This is a genomic window from Pedobacter sp. TM02, assembly GCF_059705275.1.
The window spans coordinates 2483189-2503096 of the sequence record NZ_AP046530.1 but is presented as its reverse complement, the minus strand read 5'-3'; the positions used below and the strand labels follow the sequence as shown (position 1 = coordinate 2503096).

At 44.1% G+C, this 19908-nt stretch carries 18 protein-coding genes; 8 read left to right on the top strand and 10 right to left on the bottom strand.

Features of this window, described 5'->3' with window-relative positions; all coding sequences use genetic code 11:
- Positions 1-143: 143 nt before the first annotated feature.
- A complete protein-coding gene (locus AC6H1S_RS10585) occupies positions 144-1166 on the top strand; it encodes an LLM class flavin-dependent oxidoreductase (protein WP_497563577.1) in 1023 nt (340 codons plus the stop codon).
- 139 nt (positions 1167-1305) lie between these two features.
- Here AC6H1S_RS10585 and AC6H1S_RS10580 read toward each other — a convergent pair whose 3' ends face one another.
- Together AC6H1S_RS10580 and AC6H1S_RS10575 are read right to left on the bottom strand one after the other, a co-directional pair.
- Positions 1306-1812 carry a pyridoxamine 5'-phosphate oxidase family protein gene (locus AC6H1S_RS10580; RefSeq protein WP_497563576.1) on the bottom strand — a complete coding sequence of 169 codons (507 nt, stop codon included), beginning with the start codon at positions 1810-1812 and terminating at the stop codon, positions 1306-1308.
- Between the two features lie 303 nt (positions 1813-2115).
- Entirely contained in the window at positions 2116-2685 is a 570-nt protein-coding gene (locus AC6H1S_RS10575) for a dihydrofolate reductase family protein (protein ID WP_497563575.1), read from the bottom strand.
- A 354-nt stretch (positions 2686-3039) separates the two neighbouring features.
- On the opposite strand from AC6H1S_RS10575, the gene arr reads away from it, so the two are divergent.
- Complete coding sequence (arr, locus tag AC6H1S_RS10570) at positions 3040-3480, top strand: NAD(+)--rifampin ADP-ribosyltransferase (protein ID WP_199139391.1); 441 nt, start codon at positions 3040-3042, stop codon at positions 3478-3480.
- Between the two features lie 114 nt (positions 3481-3594).
- Here the strand turns inward: arr and AC6H1S_RS10565 are convergent, their stop codons facing one another.
- The 4 genes from AC6H1S_RS10565 to AC6H1S_RS10550 all read right to left on the bottom strand — a co-directional run bounded on the left by AC6H1S_RS10565 (position 3595) and on the right by AC6H1S_RS10550 (position 7574).
- Positions 3595-4530: a helix-turn-helix domain-containing protein gene (locus AC6H1S_RS10565; protein WP_497563574.1), complete on the bottom strand. Its 936-nt coding sequence runs from the start codon at positions 4528-4530 to the stop codon at positions 3595-3597.
- Complete coding sequence (locus AC6H1S_RS10560; RefSeq protein WP_497563573.1) at positions 4523-5464, bottom strand: NAD-dependent epimerase/dehydratase family protein; 942 nt, start codon at positions 5462-5464, stop codon at positions 4523-4525. The genes AC6H1S_RS10565 and AC6H1S_RS10560 overlap by 8 nt, the downstream gene beginning before the upstream one ends.
- Before the next feature lie 4 nt (positions 5465-5468).
- Positions 5469-6173, bottom strand: a complete 705-nt coding sequence (locus AC6H1S_RS10555) for a type 1 glutamine amidotransferase domain-containing protein (RefSeq protein ID WP_497563572.1) — start codon at positions 6171-6173, stop codon at positions 5469-5471.
- Positions 6174-6272: 99 nt separating this feature from the next.
- Entirely contained in the window at positions 6273-7574 is a 1302-nt protein-coding gene (locus AC6H1S_RS10550; RefSeq protein WP_199139385.1) for an NRAMP family divalent metal transporter, read from the bottom strand.
- A gap of 714 nt (positions 7575-8288) precedes the next feature.
- Between AC6H1S_RS10550 and AC6H1S_RS10545 the strand changes: the two genes are divergently transcribed.
- Together AC6H1S_RS10545 and AC6H1S_RS10540 are read left to right on the top strand one after the other, a co-directional pair.
- Positions 8289-8480: a cold-shock protein gene (locus AC6H1S_RS10545; protein WP_199139383.1), complete on the top strand. Its 192-nt coding sequence runs from the start codon at positions 8289-8291 to the stop codon at positions 8478-8480.
- A gap of 112 nt (positions 8481-8592) precedes the next feature.
- Positions 8593-9054 carry an NUDIX hydrolase gene (locus tag AC6H1S_RS10540; protein ID WP_199139381.1) on the top strand — a complete coding sequence of 154 codons (462 nt, stop codon included), beginning with the start codon at positions 8593-8595 and terminating at the stop codon, positions 9052-9054.
- 190 nt (positions 9055-9244) lie between these two features.
- Here the strand turns inward: AC6H1S_RS10540 and AC6H1S_RS10535 are convergent, their stop codons facing one another.
- Together AC6H1S_RS10535 and AC6H1S_RS10530 are read right to left on the bottom strand one after the other, a co-directional pair.
- Positions 9245-10009: a carboxylesterase family protein gene (locus AC6H1S_RS10535; protein WP_497563571.1), complete on the bottom strand. Its 765-nt coding sequence runs from the start codon at positions 10007-10009 to the stop codon at positions 9245-9247.
- Between the two features lie 228 nt (positions 10010-10237).
- On the bottom strand, positions 10238-12643 hold the full coding sequence (locus tag AC6H1S_RS10530; protein WP_497563570.1) for an ABC transporter permease: 2406 nt from the start codon (positions 12641-12643) through the stop codon (positions 10238-10240).
- A 549-nt stretch (positions 12644-13192) separates the two neighbouring features.
- Between AC6H1S_RS10530 and cmoA the strand changes: the two genes are divergently transcribed.
- On the top strand, positions 13193-13933 hold the full coding sequence (cmoA, locus tag AC6H1S_RS10525; RefSeq protein WP_497563569.1) for a carboxy-S-adenosyl-L-methionine synthase CmoA: 741 nt from the start codon (positions 13193-13195) through the stop codon (positions 13931-13933).
- A gap of 9 nt (positions 13934-13942) precedes the next feature.
- Positions 13943-14665 (top strand): methyltransferase family protein, encoded by a 723-nt coding sequence (locus tag AC6H1S_RS10520; RefSeq protein ID WP_497563568.1) that lies wholly within the window; start codon positions 13943-13945, stop codon positions 14663-14665.
- Between the two features lie 166 nt (positions 14666-14831).
- Here the strand turns inward: AC6H1S_RS10520 and AC6H1S_RS10515 are convergent, their stop codons facing one another.
- Together AC6H1S_RS10515 and AC6H1S_RS10510 are read right to left on the bottom strand one after the other, a co-directional pair.
- Positions 14832-16271, bottom strand: coding sequence for an alpha/beta fold hydrolase (locus AC6H1S_RS10515; protein ID WP_497563567.1), 1440 nt, complete (start codon positions 16269-16271; stop codon positions 14832-14834).
- A 63-nt stretch (positions 16272-16334) separates the two neighbouring features.
- Positions 16335-17144, bottom strand: a complete 810-nt coding sequence (locus AC6H1S_RS10510) for a helix-turn-helix domain-containing protein (protein WP_497563566.1) — start codon at positions 17142-17144, stop codon at positions 16335-16337.
- 329 nt (positions 17145-17473) lie between these two features.
- Between AC6H1S_RS10510 and AC6H1S_RS10505 the strand changes: the two genes are divergently transcribed.
- Together AC6H1S_RS10505 and AC6H1S_RS10500 are read left to right on the top strand one after the other, a co-directional pair.
- Positions 17474-17851 carry a BlaI/MecI/CopY family transcriptional regulator gene (locus tag AC6H1S_RS10505; RefSeq protein WP_199139369.1) on the top strand — a complete coding sequence of 126 codons (378 nt, stop codon included), beginning with the start codon at positions 17474-17476 and terminating at the stop codon, positions 17849-17851.
- A gap of 33 nt (positions 17852-17884) precedes the next feature.
- Positions 17885-19903, top strand: a complete 2019-nt coding sequence (locus tag AC6H1S_RS10500; RefSeq protein WP_497563565.1) for a M56 family metallopeptidase — start codon at positions 17885-17887, stop codon at positions 19901-19903.
- The last annotated feature ends 5 nt before the right edge of the window (positions 19904-19908 follow it).

Genomic DNA, 19908 nt, shown 5'->3' with positions numbered 1-19908 from the left:
AAGTGGCTTTGATTCGCTGTGAGCGCTTCTGTCGCATGGAGCAGGTTGGTTAGCAGTAAGCTATTTCTTAGTGTTCTTGGTTTTGACTGTCAAGTGACCTCGTTCTCAGGAATGATTGTTTACATTTGAGTAAATTCTTTACCATGAAAAAAATAGGATTTTTATCGTTTGGACATTGGTCTAACCACCCCTCATACCAAACCCGCACTGCGGGAGATACCTTGCTGCAGTCGATCGACCTTGCTGTAGCTGCCGAAGAGATCGGCTTGGATGGCGCCTACTTCCGGGTTCATCATTTTGCCAAGCAGCTCGCTTCTCCATTTCCGTTGCTTTCGGCCATTGGCGCCAAAACGTCGAAGATCGAGATCGGTACGGGAGTGATTGACATGCGCTATGAAAATCCGCTCTATATGGTAGAAGATGCAGGAGCTGCCGACCTGATATCGGGTGGCAGGTTGCAATTGGGCATCAGTAGGGGTTCGCCCGAACAGGTGATCGATGGATGGAGGTATTTCGGATATTCGCCCAATGAAGGAGAGAATGATGCCGACATGGGCAGGCAAAAGGCCTTGGAATTTTTGGAGCGGTTAAAAGGCCAGGGTTTTGCGCAACCCAACCCCAACCCGATGTTTCCCAATCCACCAGGACTTTTAAGGCTCGAACCTTATTCGCGGGGACTGCGTGAACGCATTTGGTGGGGTGCAGCTTCGAATGCCACCGCGGTATGGGCGGCAGAAAACGGGATGTACCTTCAAAGCTCGACCTTGAAATTCGATGAAAATGGCAAACCCTTTCATATCCAACAGGCCGAGCAAATTAGGCTGTATAAAGAAGCCTGGAAGAAAGCAGGCCATGATCGCGAGCCAAGGGTATCGGTGAGCCGTTCGATATTTGCCATCATGAACGAACAGGATAGGTACTATTTTGGCGGACAAGGCAAAGATTCAGACAGTTTCGGCTATATCGAACCTACGCAAAGAGCGGTTTTTGGTAAAAGCTATGCCGCAGAACCTGATGTGCTGCTCAAGGAACTGGCGCTCGATGAGGCGCTACAGGAAGCAGATACTATACTATTAACCATTCCAAATACCTTGGGCGTTGATTACAACGTTCATGTGCTGTCCTCTATTCTTGAGCATGTTGCCCCCGGACTAGGCTGGAGATAGGAATGCAGACAGCTTCCAGCTAAGAATTTTGGAGAACATGATTAGGCGAGAAAGGTTCGCTGCTGATTTTTGCTTTGGGAACTGAAACAAACAACATTTATTTCCGTTCCGGCCCTTAAGGTAAGTTTGTCTTCGATGGCTAAACCGCTAAATCGCCCTCTCGTCCAATGTCCATTTTTGCGCCCGAAATGGCACTGGCCGCCACTTTTAAAAAGGTAACCAATTTGCCTGCTTTGTTATCCCAATAATGGGCTTCTAAGGGGGTTACTTTCAGCACCCTTATATTCGGGTCTTCTTTGCCGCCTTCAAACCAGGCCTCTATAATTTTGTTCCAATATTTGTCTATCCGATTGCGGTCGCTCGAAATTTCCGCAGTGCCACTGAGGCTTAAAAAAGCATAGTTTTTAACGTCGGAGTAAAGCAGGCTGGTTTTATTGTTTTGTAAAAGATTTTGGTGCGACTGGCTTTTGGCCGCAATCAAAAACCATATATTTCCTTCATCGTCAACCTCTTGTCGACTCATTGGGACAGCATGGATATACTCGCTTCCTGATTCGTTGGAACAGAGTATTCCAATGTCGATATCATCTATCATTTTCTTCAGTTTCGAGATGGCTTCTTCGTTTTTTAAGTTTTCTACGCTCATGTTTAGGAGATTGATGTGGCTAATATTTTTTGAATTGGTAGACCCCGGATTTTGAATGTAGCCAAGTCTTATTTCTTGGACAGTCCTTTCGAGGTTTCTTAGGTTAAAAACAGCTAAAACCGAAAATGGTTCTATTCATTGCACGTAAAATTCTAGACCTAGCGAAAGGGGGAGGTCGCCAGTAAGGAAAAAGCGCAGGAAAATCATCCTATTGCTAGGAATAAAATTCTTTTAAAAAGAAATGTGGCGGCATCACTTGGAAGTCGGCAATCCTTAATTTTCAAAAACTTACAAGTTATGTGCCTACTTTTTCATTTCATGATGCAAGCAGACCACTCCCGAACTGAATACTTGTGTTTTTACGAGCTTGAGGGGCTGTTTTGCCTGGATGCCCTCGAAAACAGGAATACCTTCGCCCAAAAGTACCGGATTAACAAATAGCCAGCATTCGTCGATGAGGTTTTCTTTAAGCAAGGCATGGGCCGTACTTGGGCTTCCAAACAACAGGATTTCTCCGCTTGTGTCCTGTTTGATTTTGAGGAGTTCTGCAGCGTAATTTGCTCCGATGACAGTCGTGTTGGCAAATTTGGTCTGGTCTAGGGTGTTTGAAAGGACTATTTTGTGTGCAGTCTTATACCAGGCGGCATGTTCGATGTCATGTTTGCTCGCCCCGGGCTGGTCGGCAGCGGTAGGCCAGTAGCTTTCCATCATCTCAAAAGTGGTTCGGCCGTAAAGCGCGGTATGGGTCGCGGCAATCCTTTCCGCTACATAGTCAAAAATCTCTTGATCTACATGAATCCAGTTCATTTCGCCTTTAGTGCCTGCTGCAAAGCCATCCAGTGAGCTATGCATGAATAGTACAATCTTTCCCATGTTTTTTGTATTTGCTTTGTGTTTGGTACAAATCTCGCATAAATGTAGTAGATTAGATTGGCCTGAAAAAGACAAATTTTGGGGGTGTTCGGGACAAATGCTGTCGTTGTTCTGTTTTGCTCTGTTAATCTTTCACAATATTCTTCAAACATATTTACAGCTAATGGTTGAAAAGGCATGCGATAGAAGTCCTTGCCTTGATAAAGCCATTTTTATAATAGGAAGGTTTTCAAACGGAAGACCCGAAATTATAAAAAAAGACATCTTCAACTTGCTTATAAATTTATGATATATGGTTACAAGTGGTAACTTTATCATGAGCTAATGCCCAAATAAAACATACAAGAATTGCCAATGCATCATCCTCAAAACGAACAATCCTCTGCGCCTACACACAGCCCTTTTGCACAGACTTTTTTTCACGGGACCAAGGCCGATCTTAAAATCGGCGATTACATCAGCCCAGGCTATCCATGCAATTATGCCGACAGGAAGCTGAGCCATGTGTACGTAGCCGCTACGTTAACGGCTGCAATTTGGGGTGCAGAATTGGCCCAAGGCGATGGCAAACAACGCATCTATTTGGTAGAAGCAACAGGAGCGGTTGAAGACGATCCCAACGTAACCGATAAAAAATTTCCGGGAAACCCAACCATGTCTTATCGTTCGGTACATCCTTTCAGAGTAATAGGCGAGGTGGCCAGCTGGATGGCACATACGCCGGAACAGGTTAAGGCCATGCAACACGGTCTCGAAAAATTGACGAGACAAGGGCTAAATCATATTATAGATTGATGGGTCGCCTCGCATAGCCACATATCAAGACTTTTCGCTTTACGTAGTTGAGGGTGGGTTGTTAGGATAAACTCTTAAAAAGCCCTGCCATGAAGTTTTTTATGGAACGGTCGCTCAGTTAAACGACTGTCGAAATGCCAACGGAGAAACAGCCGTTCTGTTTTTGAACAACCGGTGGAAAGATTGCGGATGCTCGAAACCCAACTGATAAGCAATTTCTGATACCGATAGCTGGGTGGTCGACAATAATTCTTTGGCCTTGCCAATCAACCGGTTTTGGATGTGCTGTTGCGTGGTTTGTCCAGTTTGTACCCGAAGCATATCGCTCAGGTAATTGGGACTAAGGTGCAAGTGGTCGGCGATAAGCTGAACCGTTGGGATGCCATTTGTAGCCAGCTTTTCGTGGGTAAAATAATCGTCGAGCAGAATTTCTAGTTTGCTTAGCAAATCGCTGCTGACTTTTTTCCTGGTCAAAAATTGACGGTTATAAAAACGGTCGCAATACTTGAGCAGCAGTTCTAGGTTAGCAATCAGCAGATCCTGCGTAAAAGCATCAATGTTGGCCTCTATTTCCCTGTCTATGTTCGCTATGATATCCATGATAGACTTTTCTTCCTTTTCAGAAAGATGCAACGCTTCGTTGCTGGCGTACGCGAAATAGCCATAGCTTTTAACTTGTGTGGCTAAGGCATAGCCATACAAAAAATCGGGATGTACAGCCAATACAAAGCCCTTTACTTCGGCCAGCAAAATATCATCAAACTGCAAAACCTGTCCTGGAGCAATAAAATACATGATCCCTTCTGCAAAATCATAATATTGCTGCCCGTATCTGCATTTGTTGCCTGCGCAATCCTTTTTCAGTGCTACCACATAAAAATCGGTAGTGATGGCGCTGAGCACTGTTTCTGGAGCAATTTGAATTTGGTTGAAGTCAAATACGCTGATCAGTGGATTTGAAGGCCCTTTCAAATTCAAGAGTCTATGTAGGGCGGTAATTGAGGTGATGTTGCTGGGTACTTTCATGTAATCTAACGCCAATTTACTCATGCTTGCTTGCTTCTTGTTCGTTTTTTATTTGCTTTATACCTTGTATGAAGCTGGTGGGCCTGAAATCGGGAAAATGTTTCCTGAATTTGCTATCGTCAAAAATATTGTTGTGCTCGTATCTCGGCAATAATTCCTGTAGTTCTTTTAGCCGGCTGTTCAATATGGCGCCCATCTTAAAAAAGAATTTGGGGATGACGGTATATTGCAACGGTTTGCCATATACTTCCGATGCCATCGCAATCAGCTGTTTATAAGTGGGCCTGTTCTCGTCGATCGGCAAATGCCAGGTTTGGCCAAACGCATCGGGGGTATTTCCAATCAAAGCCGTGGCCCTGCTGGCATCAGGTGTCCAGATCAGGCTTCTCGCTTTGTCGTCTCTCAACGGAACTTTAAGCTTTTTGTTGGCCTTTGCATTATCAAACAGCAATGAATTGGTGATGCTCTGCGTTTTGCCCGGACCATAAAATTCGGGCGCGCGGCAAATAACGGCTTCCAGCCGGCCAGTCTCCATTGCTTTGAGTAACAGGCTGGCCATTTCGCTTCTTACTTGGCCTTTGCGCCCTACGGGCTCGAATGGCGTTTGCTCGGTCAGCACGCGCCCGTCTTGCGGATACATGTAGGTATTATCGAAAAACACCAGCTTGGCGCCATTGATTATGCAGGCATCGATTACGTTTTGGGTAATTTGCAAAAATTGTTTTTCCCACAAGGCCGAATCCATGGGCAGTCCCAAGGTAAAATAGGCTATTTCGCTGTCTTTAACTGCGGCTATAGCATTTGCTCTTACTGACAGGTCGGCCATCAAAATATGGTCGGTATCGTTTACTTTTTGAGGTTTACGGCCTACAATCCGGATATCGGAAGTAAAGTCTCTTTTTAGCGCCCTGGCCAGTTCTTCGCCAATTTGTCCGTTGGCACCCAGTATGGTTTGCATAGCTTTATCGGTTTGAGTTGTTGTCCAGTTCACGCATCACTACTTTTGCCATTTTCTTAGAGCTGAAGGGGTTTTGTCCGGTTATTAAATTTCCGTCAACCACTACATGAGCGGTCATGGGGATAAAAGCTTTCCTATAATCGGGCCCTCTTTCTTTCAAACTGGCTTCCAAGTTAAAAGGAACTTCCTTTTTCCTGCTGGCCAGGCTTTCTTCAAACCAATTGAAACCCGTTATGGTTTTTCCTTTGATCAACAATGTGTCGTCGGTCAATTTAACATTGAGCAGGCCACAAACCCCATGGCAAATAGCGGCTACCATTTTTCCGTTTTCATATTGTCTGCTAACCAGGGCTTGCAAAGCTTTATTGTTGGGAAAATCGTACATGGTACCATGACCACCGGCCAGGTAAACCAAATCAAATTCGTCGTTTAATACTTCTGTTAAAGGCTTGCTGTGCTTTAAAAGCTCCATAAATCGGCTATCGTTCAGGTAGGCCTTGGTCATGCCATCGAGCATAAAGCTTTTGAGGCTTTCGGGGTCGATGGGTATGGAGCCGCCGTTGGGACTTGCGATGGTCATGGCGTAGCCTTTTGCAATGGCTGCATGGTAAATATGCGTAAGTTCGCTGAGCCATAAACCGGTAGCCAGTTTGCCACTGGCATATTGGCTGGTATTGGTTGCAACCAATAATATTTTTAGCTTGTCCATCTTTCTATTTTATGATAGTACAAAGTTCCGGGCCCATGTTAAGAAATACGTAACCCAATTAACTAAAGTTGTAACACAATCTCTGTTGTGTGCTCGGGTTTAGCTCCAAGTGGTAAAGAATAGGGCAATGGCAGCCGCACCCATGATAAAAAAGGTAATCCACAACAAGGTTTTAGATAGCCAGCCACTTTTGTATTCGCCCATGATTTTATCGCTGGCTGCAATCTTAACAATCAGAAACAACAGCGGAACGGCAGCTACGCCATTGATTACAGCCGTATAAACCAATGCTTTTACGGGGTCAATGCCGATAAAATTGATGGTTAGGCCAATGAGCGTAGAAACAATGATGACCGCATAAAAACCATAGGCTTTCTGAAGCTTGAGGTTGAGGCTGGCGCTCCAGTTAAAAGCTTCTGACACAGCATAGGCTGCTGAGCCCGAAAGCACCGGAACGGCAAGCATGCCAAGCCCGATAATACCCACAGAAAATATCAGTTTGGCCAGATAGCCCGAATGTTCGAAAGAATGGACCAATGGCTCGAGCGCCTTGGCGGCATCGGCGGCATCCTTAATATCGGTTACGCCACTGTTATGCAAAACCGTAGCGCCTACCAAAAGGATGCACCAGGTGGTAAATTCGGAAATGATCATGCCCATATTATTGTCTTTGCGCATGGCATGGATATGTGGCCAGCCAATCCGTGGTTTTCCATCCCTGAATAATCCTTTGGCCTGTTCTTCTTCTACTTCTTGCGAGGCCTGCCAGAAAAACATGTAGGGCGTAATGGTGGTGCCGAATACGCCTGTAATGATAAACAGGAAATCGAAAGAAAACTCGAAGTGTGGCACTATGGTTGCCTTAAGTACCGTTGGCCAAGGCTGGTCGATAATAAATACCGTAATAGGGTAGGCCAACAAGGCCAGTGCCAGCCACTTCAGTATTTTAGAATACGCCCGATAGCTGGTAAAGATTTCGAGCAGGAGCACCGTAGTGGTAAAAAACAAGGTAAGCACCACAAAATGAACCGGAACCAACAACTGCGCAGCCGCGGCCATGGCTCCAATATCGGCCCCAATATTAATGGTATTGGCCACCACCACCAAACCCACTACGGCATAAAGCACCTTTCGGCTATAATGCTCTTTAATAACGGCTGCCAGGCCTTTTCCGGTTACCAAGCCTATTCTGGCACAGGCTTCCTGCACGGCCGTCATAAATGGAAGCATGTACAAAGCGGTCCATAACTGTCCGTAGCCGAATTGTGCGCCTGTTTGCGAATAGGTGGCAATACCCGAAGGATCATCGTCGGCAGCGCCGGTAGTTAATCCAGGCCCCAAGAGGCCAAAGAATTTTTTTATTTTTCTTATCCGGAATTTCGAATTGTGCTTTACAGGCATAAGCAGAAAGTAGTTAAGCTAATGGTTAACTAAATATACTATCTAAATTTCAACAATAACAGATATTTCATTTAAATCAAATTAGTAAGCTATAAGTTAACCATATCGATCTGCTTATGGCAATACATGGCCGGCGGCAAACTGAAACAGTTACATAGTATATAAGCGCTCGGACGTAAATGAAAGTTTAAGCAGTCAACAAAAAAAGGTCCTGTTTTAAAACAGAACCTCATTAATGTTTAAAAAAAACGAAGTTGAAAGCCACAAGGCTTGCTATACGCTTGGCATACCAAAGGTAATTATGAGGTAGCGAATCGATACTTGAGCCCCCAAGCTTATATCTTTAATGTCTAGTGCGCTTTATCGCTAGTGTCTCTTTTGGCGAAGAAAGTTAAAGAAAAGGCAGTAATTAAGATAACTGCACAGATACTGGCCAAAGTTACAAGTAGAATAAGTCCGTCTGTTGATTGTGGTCCCATAGTTGATTTATTGTTTTGATAGGCAAATCTACTAAAACCAGCTTAGCTCCTGAAGAAATTTGTATTTTTTTTAAAATCAGGCTTTGTAGCCATTGTGTTGCCTCAAAGGTGTTTAAAGCCGGTATTTGCTGCAAACGACTGGTGTAAAATTAAAGCGCTGTGGTAGGTTTTGAATAATAAAAAATTGGTTATCAATAAATTATGTTACCTTTGGGTATAATTTAAATAAAATATAATGCAACAAGGAACAGTAAAATTTTTCAATGAGACAAAAGGTTTTGGATTTATCGTGCCAGCAAATGGCGATTCTGAAATCTTTGTTCATGTTTCAGGCCTATTAGATAACATTCGCGAGAATGATACCGTAAGCTATGACGTAGAGCAAGGTAAAAAAGGCCTAAACGCAATTAATGTTAAGATCAGCTAATTAGAATCCTTCATAAATTGGTAAAAGCATCCAGCGTAAAGTTGGATGCTTTTTTTATGGGCTTTATCAAGGAAAAATCATGGTATATGGGGTTAATTGAGTAACTTGGATCATGCAAGAAAGCGCAGGGATATTAGGCTACAAACAAGCTGATAATGGCCTCATGTTTTTTCTCGTCCATCCGGGAGGTCCGTTTTTTGCCAAAAAAGATTTAGGCGCTTGGACCATACCCAAAGGCCTGATCGAAAATGGCGAAGACCCTTTGCAGGCGGCTGTTAGGGAGTTTGCCGAAGAAGTTGGCTTTACACCAGAAGGAGATTTTATGCCATTGGGCAGCGTTAAGCAACAGGGGGGTAAAATAGTCCATGCCTTTGCTCTCGCATTTGAATTCGATGCCAGCCAATTGTCGAGCAATACTTTCAGCCTGGAATGGCCACCACGCTCGGGCAAAATGACCACTTTTGCCGAAGTAGACCGCGCCGACTGGTTTGATTTGGCCACGGCTCAAGAAAAAATCAATCCCGCACAGGCCGATTTCCTCTTGCGTTTGCTCGAACTCGAAAAAAATGGCTAATCGAACCAATTATGGTTCACGTTCCAGGTAATGCGATGGGCTGTCGATGTAATTGGCTCGGGCATCTGTTCCCTTTTCAAATTCGAGGCGTAAACTGTCAGGCAATCGTTCAAATACTTTTTTAAAATAAGCATTCTTGGTTAATTGCTTTGCGTAAAAATTTTAACTTCAAAAAACTAAACACTCAAACTTATTTTTTGCTTTGGGCAAACAGCCAGTCGAATAGTTCGGGCTCGGCATAGGCTTTATCCCAGCTGTTGTGCTTAATGCCGGGATATTCGGTATATTTTGGTTTTCCTCCCCGTTGCCTAAGCGCATCGACCATCATCCGGGTATATTTTACATCGTTTACATCATCTTGGTTGCCATGAAAGGCCCAAATCGGGGTACGGTAAATCCGTCTGGCTGTTGCCGTGTCGGCCACGGCACATATCGGGATTGCGCCAGCAAATAGCTTGGGTTTTCGCGCTAGGAAATCGAAAGTGGCCTCGCCACCCATAGAATTGCCCATCACATAAATTCTGTTGCGGTCTATTGGCAATTGCTGTTGCAAGTTGGCCAATAAAGCCAGAGCCGAAGCCGTGCTTTTGGTAGGCTTGACAGTTGCCGAAAGGCTTTTCGGAAATTCGGGGAATTTTACCCAAACATCATTGCCCGGACATTGAGGCACCAAAATGAAACAATGATAAGCTGCTCGGCCTTGAGCCGTTAACAAAGCTTTCGGAAGGTTAACGATTTGTTTTTGATTGTCGTTGCCCCGAACGCCCATGCCGTGCAGAAAGAGGAGCAAGGGATATTTTTGCTTAGGATTGTAATTTTGAGGGTAAAGCAAGCGGTAGGGCAGACTGTCTTGCCGGGTTTGGTATACTGCTTTTTCAAAAACAGGAAGCTCTTGCGCCTGAAGCAACGAAGCAAAGGCCATCAGCATGAACACCGTGATATAAGATTTCCTCATCTCCAAAAATAGAAAATTAGTTGATGGATTTGTTGATTCGTTTCAAGTGGCCCGACTTTAAATGGGTTTCTGGCTTAGCCAAAAAGCAAAATTGGCTATTTGCACAATATTTCGTTCAAAAGATCGTCTAATAGTAGGAGAGCGTTAATTTGAAAGCGGGAATCGTCTACGGATGGTTACCGCTTTTTTGTGGTCAGGTGGTAATGCTGGAAAGTTGAAATCGTTCACCTATTCGTATTTCAGGGCATTTATTGGGTTTGATACCGCGGTTTTGTAAGCCCTGAAACTTACCGTAACCACCAAGATGAGTACCGACGATAAACCTGCCCAAATAAAAGGCTGCCAAGGAAAATCGATCTTGTAGGCAAAAGTCTGCAACCATTTGGTCAGCAAAATATAAGACAAAGGCCAGGCAATGAGGTTGGCAATCAGCATCATCTTTACAAATGAATGGTTCAGTTGCTTAACCAGCTCGACAGTGGTGGCGCCAAGTACCTTACGAATGGCCATTTCCTTGGTTCGCTGTACAGCTACAAAAGAAATCAGCGAGAAAAGCCCAAAGCAGGAAATAAAGATGGCAATTCCGGTAAACGTGCTGAGCAGGGTGGCCGTTTTTTCTTCTACCAGGTAATAATTGGCAATATACTGGTCGTAAAAGCTTGGCTGTTCGTAAAACTGGTTCGGAAAAAACGAACTGAAGTCGTTGGCAATTGCTTTGAGGGTAGCTTGCATATGCGATGGCGCAAGTTTAACAAACAAGGTTTGGTACTCGTCTTTGCTGGTATAAAGCACAACAGGAGTAATTTCGCCATGCAATGAAAGGTTGTTGAAATTTTGCACCACGCCAATAATTGGCGCATTTGCCCTTTTGTTCAGCTTCAGCATTTTGCCTATGGCTTCATCAGGCTTTTTAAAGTTAAGCTGATGAAGCATGGTTTCGTTCAGGATGTAGCCGGTAGTTGTATCGGTTTTGCTCAATGGCTTTCCGGCAAGAAGCCGCAAGCCAAAGAGTTTAAAGTAATCTTCGTCGGCTGGTTTGTTGCAGACTAAAAAATCTCCTTTCTCTGGCGAATTGTTGAGGTAAAAACTGGTGAAATTATTGGAAGAGGTACTGGGCGCCGTGTAAGCATAGCTAACCATTTCTATGCCGCTATTGGCCATGAGTTTTTGCTTGAACGAGGCAAAGCGCAGCTTGCTCAGGCTGTCGCTCGGCACATTAAGTTGGACGATGGCCCTGTCGTTAAAGCCCAAAGGCTTGTTTTTAAAGAAATTGATCTGTTTAACCACAATCAGCGTGGCAATAATCAGTACCAGCGTTACACTGAATTGCAGCACCACCAATATGTTTCTAAGGCTAAACGCATCAACTTTTTGGGCTCTTATCTTGCTTTTTAGTGCGCTGATAGGGTTGTAGCCCGATATGATAAGCGCTGGGTACGTACCCGCCAAAAAGCTGATACAGACCCACAAAGTAAAAATAAACACCAACAAAACAGGATATTGCTGAACATTGAACGAAATCTGCTGGTCGAGAAAATTGCCGACAATGGGCAGGCAGGTTTCGGTCAGGATGCAGGCTATGATAATGGCTATGAGCGTAATGATAAAAGTCTCGCCCAAAAACCTCACCATTAACTGCTTGCGGGTACTGCCCAATACTTTTCTAACACCTACTTCCTTCGATCGGCTTACGGCCTGTGCCGTAGCCATGTTGATGAAATTGATACAGGCGATGAGCAATAAGAACGCACCGATGATTTTTAGGGCGTTTAACTGGCCATTGGTGTAATGCTTGCCCGAGAAAGTGCCATAGTTATCGTCGGTATGGATGGTTGCAAAGCTTTGGAATTCGTGGGTGTTGGATAAGGGATCTTTCGGATCGTAATATTTCTTGGTAAAGGTACTTAATTGTTGCTGCAGGCTGGCCATATCGGTGCCTGGTTTAGCCAACACATAGCAGTGGTGCCCTTGATCTACCGAATTCCAGCGGGTACTTGTTGCATTGTAATAATTTTGGAACGAAACCGCCACATGAATGGGGAAGTCGGAGTTTGACGGAATATCCTTCATAATGCCCGTTACCTCATAGAGCCGGTCGTCGCCTGCCAACTTGAGTTTTTTGCCCATCGCATTTTGCCAGTTTCCGAAATACTTAACCGCAGTACTCTGGGTAAGCGCCATGTGTAGGGGGGCATTGAGCGAGCTGGGACTGCCCATGAGCCAAGGGAAATTCAAAATTTCGAAAAACGCTGGATCGATATAAAAGAGACTGCCATATTCCCTAAAATGTTGTTTAATAGTGCCGTTGCTTTCTGGAACATCCACCACTTGAAATGATTGGGCAATATTGGCCACTTTTTCCAGTTGCGGAAATTCGGCCCTCAGCGCATTGGCCATTGGCGCAGGAACGCCCATCATTGGATTTCTTACGCCTTTGTTATTGCCAATAGACACTACACGATAAGTGCGGTTGGCTTTGGGATGGAAGTTGTCGGCGCTCAGCCATTGGTGTATAAAAAGGAAGATGATCAATACACAGGTTAGACTGATGGCTAAGCCGATGATGTTAAAAATGGCATATCCTCTATGTTTCCAAAGGTTGCGAAAGGCTATTTTGAGGTTAAGTGCAAACATGTTTGTTTAATTTTTACTGTTTATAGCGAAGCTGATGCCAAATTGATAAAATGTTTTATCTGGTTTATTATGAGTGTTTTAAGGTTGATTTGGGTTGGGGTTGATGTTCGTAATCGGACAATTACTGTGCGCCATCGGACAAACTTGTTTAACCTGTTTTGGTTGTTTTAAAGCATTTGGGCAAGTTATCAAAAAAAATGGCATTGCACTGCCATAAAGCGGTAGGCAGCTTGTTCTTATTTAGAGGCTTAAAACCGGTTTGCTAAAAAAATATTCAGGGCAGCACAATATTTGCCCAAAAGAATCGCTTATGTACATGAGAGCGTTAATTTAAGCGGGAACAGTCTTCGGATCGTTCCCGCTTTCTTGTTGAGACCAGCCACTCGCTTTTCTGTAATATTTATGTTGCAAAATCCGGTTTCTTAAACTATTTAGCCCAGTGTTTGTCAGATGTAGGTATTACGTAAACAGATAGTTAGCAATAGCTTACAGGTCAGGTAATGCACATAAGGGACGGAACCGATTAACTGGAAAAAGATTGACGACTAGATGAGCAAAAACCCGCAGGTAGATAAGGTATTTAGCGAGGAAATCAAAAAACCTTCAGATTTCAAATTTGGTGCAACGGTAGCCAACGCATTCGACGACATGGTAGAACGCTCGGTACCATTTTACAACGAAATACAACGCATGATCATTGAACTGGCGGCCGAACACGCCATGCCGCATACGCAGGTAATCGATTTGGGATGTTCTACCGGAACCACTATGATCGGCCTCGATCCCCATGTAGCAAAAAACATCAGGTTTGTAGGTGTTGACGATTCGGCCGAAATGCTCAAAAAATGTGAAGCCAAGCTTAAAGAAGCCAGGTTTGAACGTAATTATGAACTGGTGCTGGCCGATTTGCACAACGAACTGCAGATTGAGAATGCTTCGGTGGTTATTCTCTGCTTAACCTTACAGTTTGTAAGGCCAATTTATAGAGAACGCCTGCTCAGGAAAATTTACGATGCATTGGTGCCGGGAGGCGTATTGATTATTTCGGAAAAAATATTGGCCGAAGACAGCCTGTTCAACAGAAACTTTATCAAATACTACTACGATTACAAGCGCCGCAACCAATACAGCGAATTGGAGATTTCGCAAAAGCGCGAAGCCCTCGAAAATGTGCTAATTCCTTATAAGTTGAGCGAGAATTTCAAGATTTTAAAGGAAGCTGGCTTTCAGCATGTAGAAAACTTCTTTAAATGGTACAATTTTTCGGGATTTATTGCCATCAAGAACTAATCAACCGATATGATCGCAATTGGCAATTTCTTTTTCAGGTATCGTAATTTCTTGTTTATCTTTCTCTACCTGGCCTTGTTTATTCCTTCGCCAAAAATCTTTAGGGCAAGCGTATTTGGCCCAGATTATTACTTTTATCCGTTAATTATGGGGCTGAGTGTGACTATAATCGGACAGCTCATTCGCGGAGTGACCATTGCATTGGCCTATATTGTACGTGGTGGCAAAGACAAAAAGGTACACGCCGATGGCTTGGTAACCGAAGGCTTTTTTAGCCATTGCCGTAATCCTCTGTATGTAGGTAATATCCTAATGTTGCTTGGCGTAGGTTTGTTGATCAATTCGCTATTGTTTGTGGCTGTTTTGATGCCCTTGTTTCTTTTTATCTACCAAGCCATTGTTCTGGCCGAAGAAAATTTTTTACGCAACAAGTTTGGCGCCCAGTTCGATGAATATTGCAACAGGGTTAGCCGTTGGCTGATTAACTTTCGAGGCATGGGCAAAACCATTTCGAGCATGCGCTTTAACGGCAAGCGTTGGCTCATTAAAGAATACAATACGCAAACCATTTGGCTGTTGGGCATTTTTGTCATCCTGTTGTTCTATTACCCGCAAATAACCCAAGGCAATATCGGGCTAAGAAATGCCTTGGCTGTGGCAGGTGGCGTTTTTTTAGCGGTGTACTACCTGCTGATCCGTTACCTTAAAAAGAGTGGCACCTGGGTTGGCTAGAAAATAATAGTCGACAGTGGTTACAAACGACGAAACAATCTCTTTAAGTTAAGGATAGATGGCACATCCCCACTAGCGATGTTATTTGCTTTCCACTTTCCACCTTTCCACCTTCCACCTTCCTACCTTCCACCCTCTACTTTCTACCTTCCGCCTTCCAACCTCCTCACTCCACCTTAATATTCGGGTCATTCGAAACCAGCTTTTGGTAAGGGTTTTTCAAAAATTGATCGAGAAAATCTGAATTGGCATTTCCAAAACCGGCGCCATGTCCGCGGTTATGCACGATGAGCAATTGCGCATTAGGCATGGTTTTTTTAATTAGACGGTTATAAAACGGCCTGCAAAAAGGATCGGCATCACCAGCCGAAGCCAGTACCGGTATTTTGCTATAAAGCGTTCCTTTCATGTACGAAGGGGCTGGTTTTACCTTCCAGCAGTTGCATAGCGCCTGATTAACGTTGTTAAAAGGATATCCGGCAAACCAGGGCAGGTCTTTTTCTTGTTGCTTAATCAGCTTGGGGTTGGCATAAGCAATCTGCTCGCTGCAGTAAACCGAATAGCGCATGCCTAAAGTGTAGCCTGGATTGCCGGCAAAAACTCCGTCTAATACCGCTTTCACATACGAATCGTGCTTGCCACTGGTAATTTCGTAAATGGCAAAAGGTACGCCCTTGAGTTGGCTGGGGTTCATGCGGGTAAAAATAGCATCCAGCAGTTCGGCTTTGCCATAGGTGATCGTCAGCCTTTCGTTGCTTCCCTTTTCCTGGTAGCTGATGGTAAAGCGCTTGTTGGTTATCGAAGTGAAATAATCCTGAAATCGTTTTTTCAGGTTGCCGTAAAGCGCCTTGTTGGTCGAATCGGCCTCGCAATTGGCAAAAACCTGATCCAAAGCCTCGTTCATGTTAAACAAAGCATGTTCTTCGTAGTTAACATAGCTCGGCAAAGGACTGTTTAAAATCAGGGTTCGCACCATCTCAGGATAGAGGCGCGCTACGGTAAGCATTAGCCCGCCGCTGTACGAAATGCCGACCAAGTTGAGCTGTTTGAGGTGAAGGGCAGCCCTAAGGTCGTTGATGTCGGCCGCGCTTTCTACAGTGTTATAGGCCGAAAGATCGATACCTTGACCAGTCAGTCTTTGCCGCATTTGCTGGGTAGCGATAAGCATCAGGCTGTCTTTGCTGAGGTTTTCGCGGTAAGAACGCTTAAGGGCTTCTTCAATTTCCGGGCTTTCGAGCGCAGGAATTGATTTTTGGGTGCCACGCTGATCAAAGGCAATAAAACCGCCATATTTTAAAAAACCAGAGGTGGCATTGATTTCGGAAATATAGGAAATGGTGCTGTAACCTGGGCCACCAGTGGTATATAAGCTCACGTTTTGTGTAGAATCTGCATCGGCTTTGCGTGCAAATACAAATGGCACCTTTATTTTCCGGCCCTTAGGCTTTTGCCTATTTTCGGGTACCACCAAATAGCCGCATTGGGCAATTACGCCTTCTCCAATTTTTATGGGACACAACATAGGTTCAATTTCAGCCTGATAGCCTTGGGCATTGGCCAATTGAACCATCAGGGAAAGATACAGTAGGACGATGAAAACTCTCATAATATTCTTTTTGAACAAAGAAACGCCAATTGCAAACACCGGTAAAGTAAAAATCGGACAATCTTAATTGAGTTGCCTGCCCAATCGCTGGCCTGTAAAATTGTATACGTCCTTGTAAAAATGGCTGCGGTCATAATAGCCATATGCATAAGGGTTAAAGTTTGGCGTATCTGCAATGTAGGCGGTTAGTGCTGTTCTGGCCCTGAGCATAGCCATGTAGGTTTTGGGACTGGCGCCCACGGTTTGCGTAAAATAACGGTAAAGGCTTTTATCGGTTAAGGCCAGTTGCCGAGCCAGTTCGCTGTTTTTGTTGGCCAGGCCAGAACTGGCAAACAGGGCGATGGCTTTTTGCACATAGGTATAATCATGGCCAACTTTGTTTTTTTGATAGAGCTTGCCTAAAAAGAAAGCTTCCAGCAGTTTGATACGGTCTATAAAATCGCTGAGATTTTTGAGTTTTTGCAGGATGGTGTAGGGGATAAGCTCGGTTGCTTCTAAAATCTGGCTACCGATTTGCGCCTGACTGGTGCCAAATAGGGCTTCGATAGCGCCTGGGAAGAACTTGATGGTGAAAATATTGTCGGTTGGCAGATTTCGACGCTCTATAATTTCGTTGCGCAATACCAGAACGTCTGTCTGCTGGTCTACGTTTTTCCAGTCACTTCCGTTTTTTAAAAAATAGGGCGAACCCAGATTGATCCAAATAGTAGGGGTATAGCTGGGAAAGAGCTTTACGGTAAACTCTTCGCTTGCTACGTAGCTTTGGGTGGCCGCGAGCGAGGTTTCCGAAAAGAACTCGATATAGGTCGAGAGCTCTTCGCATGGTTGTTCAAACTCATAAAGCTTTTTTATGTTTTCGAAAATCTCGGTCATGCTTTAATGCTAATCTACCGTATATGACGCTAAATAAAAAAAATAGTTACGCTACAGCGTAAGAAGGGTCAAAACCAAGGTTTCAATAAAGAGGCAACTTCATTGGGCTAAGGGGGTGCTAATTGATGGCAAAAAGGAAATATTGTGTGGTACATTGAAATAGTTCTTGCCTAAAATTTTCGTTTGGGTGCCCTTGGTTTGTAAGGCTGGGGATATTTTTTTCAAAATAAAATCGCTCTTTAAAATGCCTATTCACATTATTTAAAATTTTTCTCAAAAAAATTCATCCTAATATTTGCATCGTACGAAAAGTATCGTACCTTTGGAATATGGAAAATATATCAACTGGAAAGCAACTGCCTGAACCAACAAAGGCCGAACTTGAGATTTTACAAGTGCTGTGGGAATTCGGTCCGTCGACAGTTCGTTTTGTGAACGAGCAACTAAATCTGCAAAAAGACGTCAATTATACATCGACCCTGAAGCAGATGCAGATCATGACCGAGAAGGGGATATTAAAAAGAGACGAAAGCCAGATGAAGCACATTTATATTCCGGTAGAAGCAGAAGAGAAAACAAAAGACCAATTGTTAGACCGTTTCGTGAACACCTTGTACAAAGGTTCCGCTTCGCGCCTGATGATGCAGCTGTTGGGCAATGAAAAAATCTCTAAAGAAGAAATAGAAGCCATCAAAAAGATGTTGTAACCAATAAACAGATTAAACCTTAAGAACCACACCATGAAATCTCTATTTGTTAACCTTATTCCCGAAAACTGGCTCCATGCCATTGGCGCTTCCTTGTTCCATTCGCTATGGATTGGCGTTGTATTGTCGGTTATTACCGCTTTCTTGCTATCATTTTCACGTAAGTCGAGTTCGGCAATGCGTTATAAGCTTTTGGTAGGTTGCCTGTTGCTTTTTGTAGCGGGTGTTGGCGCCAGCTTTATATACGAACTGGGCAATGGAACAGCCACGTTGGCCACACCTGTTGCAAACCAAACAAGTGCACAGCCCATTGTTGCCCAACAGGTGGCCACCATGGTACCTACAGGCAATCAGTTTGACTTTAAGATCCACAACCTCATGGATTTGTGGAATGCCTATTCGGCACAAATCGTATTGATATGGTTTTTGATTATTTGTGCCAAAAGCATCCATTTATGGGTAGGCTTAAGCGGCATTGCCTTTTTAAAGAAGAACCAGACTTTCGATGCAGGCAAGTTTTGGGAGGTAAAAGTGATAGAGATTGGCCACAAACTGGGCCTGAGCAAAACCATTAAGCTGGTACAGTCGGGCATTGCCAAGGTACCCATGGTGGTTGGCCATTTTAAACCGGTTATCCTTTTGCCGTTGGGCTTGATCAATGGCTTGAGCATTGTAGAAGTAGAAGCTATTTTGGCGCATGAGCTGGCACACGTAAAAAGGCGCGATTATTTGGTAAACCTGTTGCAGAATTTGTTGGAAATCGTGTTTTTCTTCAACCCTGCCGTACTATGGATGTCTAAACTGATCAGAACGGAAAGAGAGCACTGCTGCGACGATTTGGCCCTGCAATGCGTAGGCGACAAAAAGAACTATGTGAATGCCTTGCTGTACTGCCAGGAATTTCAGGCTAGTGCTCCAGGCTATGCCATGGCGCTTACGGGTGGCAAAAACCAATTGTTGGATCGCGTAAAGAGAATGTTGTTCGATACGAGAGCTAGTTTAAACAAGATGGAAAAGGCAATTCTGGCTATGGCCCTGGTAACGGTTTTTTTGTGTTCGGCCGCCTTTACACAGGTACATACGGCTATGGCTGCCGGATCATTAAACAGCATCGGTCTTTTTCAAGACAAGCCTAAAAAACAGCAAAACGCCACCCAAAACCAGAAGAACAATATAAAGCCTAAGGCTGGTTCAAGCCAAAAAACCGTCATCAAAGAACATGAAGTGGTAACTAAGAACGGTGTAGTAGTAAAGAATGAGTATAGAGAAGTTAATGCCGAAGACAAGGCACGATATATAGCCGATAGCCTTCATTACGAAAAAAATAAAGCGCAATACGAGGCACGTTATATAGCCGATAGTCTCAACTACGAGAAACATAAAGCGCTATACAAACAGAACAGCGCCGATTACAAAAGAATGCAGGAAGATGCCAAAAAGCAACGACAATACTATGAGCAGGAAAAGCGCTATAGTAGAAGCCAGCAATTGCTTGACCAACGTGCAAGGTCACAAAGCGAAATAGAACGTAAAGCAGCTGAAATAGATAGAAAAAGGGCTGAGATTGATAAACAAATGGCAGCTGGCTATAGGATGCAAAATACCAATAGCAATAGGAATCACAGGCTCGATTCGGCCAAAAGAAAACTATCGCCGCTTGCCAAGCCCCTGCCAAGCCCAAGAGCCCCGCATACACCAGCCACGCCTTTAACTCCTTTGCATGGAAACCTCAATGTTCCGGCAGCAGTTAATCCACCTGCGGTGCCAGTTGCTCCTAAAACATCAACCAAGGTAGGCAGAACCACCGAAAGTATTTCGGTAACCGATGGTGGCGATATGAGCGGCAAGGAATTTTCTGATCAGGTGAACCGCGAAATGTTAAAAGATGGCATCATCAAAACCACAAACAACTTGAGTTATCGCCTAGATGGAACCAGTTTTATGGTAAATGGACAGGCCATTGATGCAGAAACACATCAAAAATACAAAACCAAATACCTGAAAAAGCCAGGAACGGCACTGGTTTACAATTACGAAGTGCGTTCTAAATAATCACC